The following is a 6,476-nucleotide window of genomic DNA, read 5'->3' as shown; positions in this document are numbered from 1 at the left end:
GCGGCGGTGGCTTTATAGGCGGTGGCCAGGCCGATGGTGTAATGGGCGATAGCCCGGTGCAGGTGCCTGACCGTGACCGGGCCGTGGGGCGTGCCCTTGGGCACGATAACGCAGGAAGGCTCGTTGATGACCAGCAGCTCCCGCTCCTCGCCCATCTCCACGGTGATTTCCGCGCTCAGGTCCATGATATCTTTGGAGTTGGTGCTCTCGAAGACCAGGATTTCATCATAGGGGTGGACGATAGACCCTTCCAGGGGATGGAAAGTACCGGGCTTTTTCACAAAGCCGAAGGAGAAGTGGGCGTCAAAGCCTTCCAGGTCCTTGGCTTCCATCCAGATGCGGGGCTCGGCGTAGAGCCCTTTGGGCGCGTCCTTGACTAACATGGGTTTTACCAGATTCGCGTATTCTTTTTTAATCATCTTTTGCTTTCCCTTCTTAAACCGGCTACTCCTCTATTTTTTCTCGACTACTTTTTGGGCAGGTCTTTACCATAGGTTACCGAGGGCGCGGTGCTGAAATAGAACATAGGCCGGTCCACCCTCCGGAAATATATGGGGCAATGCAGCAGTCCCCTGGGTATAAAGACGGCGCAGCTCTTGGTCAGCATATGCTTTTCATCGCCTAGCCAGAATTCTACTTCTCCGCACAAATCATGCGGGTCTTCCGGGTTGCTTCCCAGGAACCCCACGTATTCATCGTAGTCGTCATGCGCGTGAACGATGCCGGGGCTGCCCTGGTCTGACGCCCTCCATATCAGAGCGCAGTTTAAGTAGAAAGCTCCCTTTATTATTGTATCATCAACATACAAAACAATAGAGCCGTTTTGTTCCCCTTTAGGAGGCTCGGGATGAGGGGGCGCATTTTTCATCATAGGTAACTTCGCATCGTAAACAATATATTTTCCGTATTTTGTTTCAGCCATTTCCCTTCTCCTTTAATTATTATAGAAGATACGCGCGATTGGTCTTTGACAGGTATTTTCCGGTAAAGATTACCACCTCCTTTATAATATTTTTTATCTCCTCCCTTTAAGGGATATTGACATTATAATAAAGATTGTATTATATTATCATAACGCTATATTATCATAGAGTAACACTATTATAATAGACAATCAAAATAAAATACAAATTACGTTTTACCGGGGTAGGCGCATGCTGGTTCGCACCGGGAAATAATAGTAAATAGTACCGCATAAACCGGATAAATGATAAAAATAAGTAATTTTTGTTAATTAAAATAAGCCGAAAGGGGGGTTGATATTATTACGGGATAATAAACGCAGGCAATCGGTAATATGCTATCATTCACCGGATTAAAGAGGAGAGGGAAAATTGGCTAGAACAAAATACGATAATAATTTTGTTACAGACCCGAAGCCGGGCGATACGCATCATATCGACTCGTCTCTAGTTAAATTCCCGATATATGTCGATTCTGAAGTCGTCGAGGGCGCGTACTATTTTATGGCGGCCAGCTTCATGGGCGTTACCGGCCGGGGCAGCCCCCCGGATGAGCACTCCCATGATTATGACGAGTACCTGGTATTCCTCGGGACTAACCACGCGGACCCGCGCGACCTGGGCGGTGAGGTGGAATTCTGGCTTGACGGCGAAAAACACACCATCACCAAAAGCTGCGCCGTCTTTGTCCCGGCCGGGGTAAAACACGCCCCCATCAATTTCAAGAGAATCGATACCCCTATCTGGTATATCGCTACCGGGCCAACGGACACCTACAAGATTCCGCCGGATTTGCTGAAAAAACTTGAAAATAAACCGTAAGCGGTGAAATGGCCGGCGGCGCCGTTCTTACAATAATAATTATAGAGAGGACAGTACAAAATGGATGACAGAAAATACGCCAAATATATCGTAACGGAACCGTTCGTGCCGCCGGCGCCGCCGGCCGAGTTCATGAAAAGACTGGAAGAACAAAAGAAAGCCGGCAACTACACCGAGGGTTTCGCGCTTTTCGGGCTTAATGATAAGGTACTGCCCGGAGCTTTTTACCTGGACTGCCACTGGATTATTCAGACCCACGGCAACCAGGGCATCCAGACGGAAATAGCCCACACCCATGACTTCGACGAGGTGCTGGGGTTCGTTTCCGGCGATATTAAAAATCCGCGCAAGTTCGATGGTGAAATCGAGTTCTGGCTGGAAGACGAAAAATATATCATCGATTACTCCTGTCTCATCTTCGTCCCCCGGGGCATGAAACACCTGCCCCTGATTTTCCGCCGCATCGATAGCCCGGTGTTCTTTTTCACCGCGGGCAACAGCACCAATTATTCCCGCGCTTCCGGCAACGAGTAGTACCGCAAAAATCTGCTGACGTAAGGAGAATTGGATATGGCGAAAACAAAATACGGCAAGCACCTGATTCAGGGCCCATTCGTGAAGATACCTCACTACACCGGAACTTCTATCGTCTCTCATAATGGAGAGTATGATGCCGATGTATGTATCGGCTATCACTGCCTGGCGGATACCAGGTACAAGGCTGAAATGCCCCATACCCATGAATTCCACGAGCTCCTCTGCTTTATCGGCGGCAACCCCAAGGATATTACCGATTTCGGCGCGGAAATAGAGATAACCCTCGGCGAGGAAAGGGAAGTGCATCGCATCACCTCTACCACGGTAGTCTCTATTCCCCCGGGTCTGCTGCACTGCCCGCTGATTATCAAGAAATGTGACCCGGCCCGGCCGGTTACTTTCCTGGAGATATCGCTTACCCGCAAATGGCCGCCGATGAAAAAACCTGAAGAGAAAAAATAGCTGATAATACCCTTTTTACAACAAGAATTTACCGGGGCAGAGCAAAAGGCGTAACCCAGGCGCGAAGGTTTGGTTTCTCCTCCTTACCGCCAGCCCTCGCGCTCCCCGCCTTTCCTCTGCCCCTCCTCCTCGTGGCGGCCGGTAGCCGGCCGCCACCACAGGGTTTCCCCTTTACTCACCCGCCCCCGCTGTCTTTTTTACCCCCCACCCCGTTACTAAATAAACCGCCCTTAATCATTCTGTGACGCCTGTTCCCTGTTAATATCCTCCCCTTTTTTATTTTCCCCCTTACCGCCCGAAAGTCTTTCCACCCCATTCCGCCGGTCTCCCGGCGCGCCCATTATTTACGGGTTGTTAATATTTTTTAACGGGAATTTTATTTTTTTGACATGGGTGGTACGGTATCCTTTGGTTGAGACGGGTATACCAAAGCATACACAGGAGTACGTTCATCATGCCGCAAATTATCAACAACCAGAAGTATTACCGCACCTCGGAAGCATGCTCCATTGCCGGGATATCTAAAAACACCTTCTTTCGCTGGGTAGCCAATAATACTTTCGCGGAAGTGCAATACCGTGACGGCCGGGGCTGGCGCCTGTTCGATGAAAAAGAGCTGGAACGCCTGATTAATGAGGTCAATAAAAGGAACTCGGTCAATTCAATAGCCGATAGCGCGGCGGAGGCTTAACACCGGAAAAAGTAATCTGGAAATTGAGGAAAACTGATGGAACCTGAACTTGATTTAAACATTTTAAAAAAGAACCTGGAACGCAAGAAAATCGGGGATTTGCTCGTAGAAAACGATTTGATTACCAAAGCGGACCTGGAGCAGGCCCTGGCGCTCCAGAAGAAACAGGGCGGACGCCTCGGGGAAATCCTTATCAACCAGGGAAAAATGACCTGGGAAAGTTTGTCATTAATCCTCAGGGATATCTACAAGATACCTTATGTTGACCTCAGTGACGAGGTCATCGATTATGACGCCATACGCGTTATCAATGAGGCCTTCGCCCGGAAAAACCTGGTGCTGCCCATGAAAGTGAATGATGATACGCTGACCATCGCCATGGCTTACCCGGACGATATCCGCAACATCCAGGAAATCAGGGCCATCGCCAAGAAGCGCGTCCTGGTCAACCTGGCCATGCCCAAGGAAATCGAGCGCGTCATCAATATCTATTACAAGTCCGATACCGAATTTGAAAAACAGATCAACCAGATACTTATCGATGAAGAGCTCAAAACCTCGGACAGTCAGCAGTATGACGAAAATACCCCGGTAGTAAATACCGTGAACATGACCATTAAAAAGGGCGTGCAGAGTCGAGCCTCGGACATCCACTTCGAGCCGCAGGATGATATCCTGCGCGTTCGCTACCGCATTGACGGCATACTTTCGGACATGTTTTCCCTGCCACTGTCCATCTATCCTTCGCTGCTTTCGCGTATCAAAATCATGGCGGGGATGGACATCGCGGAGAAAAGGCGGCCGCAGGACGGGAAATTCTCCATCAAAGTGGACAAGAAAGAGATAGATATCCGCGTCGCCACCCTTTCCACCGCCCGCGGCGAAAGAATCACCCTGCGCATCCTGGACAAGTCCATGAACCTTTACGGCCTGACCGGGCTGGGACTGCTACCGGAAATGCAGACGCAGATGGAGGACGTATTACAAAGCTCTTTCGGCATGATGCTCATCGGCGGCCCTACCGGGTCCGGCAAGACCACCTCTCTTTATTCCTGCATCAATCACCTGGATAAAAACCAGCTTAACATCATCACCATCGAAGACCCGATTGAATACACCTTCAGCAAAATCAGCCAGACGCAGGTCAACACCAAGGCCGATGTTACCTATGCCAGCGGCCTGCGGGCGATTTTGCGCAGCGACCCGGATGTGGTGCTCATCGGGGAAATCCGCGACCAGGAAACCGCCAGGATAGCCGTGCAGGCCGCCCTGACCGGGCACCTGCTGCTGGCCTCCATCCACGCCAATGACGCGGTAAGCATTATTACCCGTTTAATAGATTTGGGCATCGACCCGTTCCTCATTTCTTCCACGCTGATTGCCGTGATTTCTCAGAGGATGGCGCGCGTCATCTGCAACTATTGTAAAAAGGAAAAGCCGCTGACCGCGGAGGAAAAAGCCATCTATGAAGAAGAGATGAAGGAAAAAGCGCCGGTGGGCTACATCGGCAACGGGTGTTCTTTCTGCGCCCATACCGGCTTCCTGGGCAGGACGGGCGTCTTTGAAATGCTGGTCCTGACCGATGAAATCAGGAACGCCATCCATAAAAATGCGTCCCATGACGAGATAAAAAAGATAGCTTTCAGCCAGGGCATGAAATCCCTGAAGCGGGACGGCATGATGAAAGTAAAGAACGGCCTGACCACCGTTACGGAGATAATGCGCTGTGTGCATACCGTGGGTCTATAGTTCACTAAATCCGCCCTGGAGGCAATGTCCGTGAGAGTATATAAATACACCGCTTACACCGATGATAAAAAGATAGTCAGGGGCACGGTTTCCAACACCTCGGAAGCCGCCGCCGCCCAGGCAGTATTGAAACTGGGCTATCACCGCATTTTAACGCTGCAGTCCGCTGATAAAAAAACCTTCCTCCCCAAAATGTCGCTCGGGCTGAAGCTGCAAACCATCAAAGACAAGGAGATTGTCAGCTTCTCCCTAGATTTATCCAATATGCTGAGCTCCGGCATCACGCTTATCAGCGCGCTCCAGCTCATACAGCAGCAGACCGCCAACAAACGGATGAAAGAAGTGGTCTTTGACATCATCAACATGATCCGCAACGGCAATTCCTTTTCCGGCGCCATACAGAAACACAATAATATTTTCCCGGAAACGTATTTTGAGGTTATCAAAGCCAGCGAGCAGTCCGGCAACCTGGAGCAGGGATTGGGCTATCTGGCCAACTACCTGAGCAAGCAGATTGATACCAGGAAACGCCTGCGCCAGATATTCAACTACCCCGTCATCGTGCTCACCCTGGCTTTTATCATCGGCGGGTTCCTGGTAACCAACGTATTGCCCACGCTGGTTGACATGTTCGGCCAGCTTAATACCGAGCTCCCGCTGATTACCAAGGTTACGATGGGCTTCTCCCGGTTCCTGGTTGATTACAAGTTCATCATCCTGCTGGTGGTGCTCATCGTCGTCGCTTCTATCTACCTATACCTGCGTACCCGGAGCGGCAAGATAGCCCTCACCCGCTTTATGTTAAAAATCCCTATCGTCAGGGACTCCATATTACGCACCAGTCTGCTCACCTACACGCACATGGCGTCCATGCTGCTCAGGGCGGGTCTGTCCTTGCCGGTGGTGATGTACCACTGCGCCCAGACCGTGAGCAACCTTTACATCCGTGAAATTCTCTTCCAGGTGCGCAATCAATTAATCCAGGGGCGTTCCCTTTCCTCGGCGCTGCGCTCCACCAACCTGTTTGACAGCGTTTCCCTGGAAAAGATAGCTATCGGCGAGCGGACCGGTGACATCAACCTGGCTTTTACCAATATATCTTTAGCCTATGAAAAAGCTATCGACGATAGCATCAAAGCCTTTATGGCCATTATCGAGCCGGCCATCATCATCGGCATCGCGCTGGTGGTAGGCGGCCTGGCGCTCAGCATTATTACCCCGATGTATTCACTGGTGGGGTCGTTTAAATAAAA

8 protein-coding genes are annotated in these 6,476 nt (G+C 50.5%); 6 read left to right on the top strand and 2 right to left on the bottom strand.

Features of this window, described 5'->3' with window-relative positions; all coding sequences use genetic code 11:
• Together WC370_10390 and WC370_10385 are read right to left on the bottom strand one after the other, a co-directional pair.
• A partial coding sequence (locus WC370_10390) for a hypothetical protein (protein MFA5309874.1) occupies positions 1–419 on the bottom strand: 419 nt, incomplete at its 3' end.
• A gap of 47 nt (positions 420–466) precedes the next feature.
• Positions 467–922, bottom strand: a complete 456-nt coding sequence (locus WC370_10385; protein MFA5309873.1) for a hypothetical protein — start codon at positions 920–922, stop codon at positions 467–469.
• 412 nt (positions 923–1,334) lie between these two features.
• Here WC370_10385 and WC370_10380 point away from each other — a divergent pair, with 412 nt between their 5' ends.
• From WC370_10380 to WC370_10355, 6 genes are all read left to right on the top strand, one after another.
• Positions 1,335–1,784 carry a hypothetical protein gene (locus WC370_10380; protein ID MFA5309872.1) on the top strand — a complete coding sequence of 150 codons (450 nt, stop codon included), beginning with the start codon at positions 1,335–1,337 and terminating at the stop codon, positions 1,782–1,784.
• Positions 1,785–1,844: 60 nt separating this feature from the next.
• On the top strand, positions 1,845–2,318 hold the full coding sequence (locus WC370_10375) for a hypothetical protein (GenBank protein ID MFA5309871.1): 474 nt from the start codon (positions 1,845–1,847) through the stop codon (positions 2,316–2,318).
• Between the two features lie 36 nt (positions 2,319–2,354).
• A complete protein-coding gene (locus WC370_10370; protein ID MFA5309870.1) occupies positions 2,355–2,783 on the top strand; it encodes a hypothetical protein in 429 nt (142 codons plus the stop codon).
• Between the two features lie 454 nt (positions 2,784–3,237).
• Positions 3,238–3,474, top strand: coding sequence for a helix-turn-helix domain-containing protein (locus WC370_10365; protein ID MFA5309869.1), 237 nt, complete (start codon positions 3,238–3,240; stop codon positions 3,472–3,474).
• Positions 3,475–3,510: 36 nt separating this feature from the next.
• Entirely contained in the window at positions 3,511–5,223 is a 1,713-nt protein-coding gene (locus WC370_10360; protein MFA5309868.1) for an ATPase, T2SS/T4P/T4SS family, read from the top strand.
• Positions 5,224–5,253: 30 nt separating this feature from the next.
• A complete protein-coding gene (locus tag WC370_10355) occupies positions 5,254–6,474 on the top strand; it encodes a type II secretion system F family protein (GenBank protein ID MFA5309867.1) in 1,221 nt (406 codons plus the stop codon).
• Positions 6,475–6,476 lie beyond the last annotated feature (2 nt).

Source organism: Dehalococcoidales bacterium (assembly GCA_041652735.1).
In the GTDB taxonomy this organism is placed as follows: Bacteria; Chloroflexota; Dehalococcoidia; order Dehalococcoidales; family RBG-16-60-22; genus RBG-13-51-18.
This window is presented reverse-complemented; position numbering and strand designations above follow the sequence as displayed.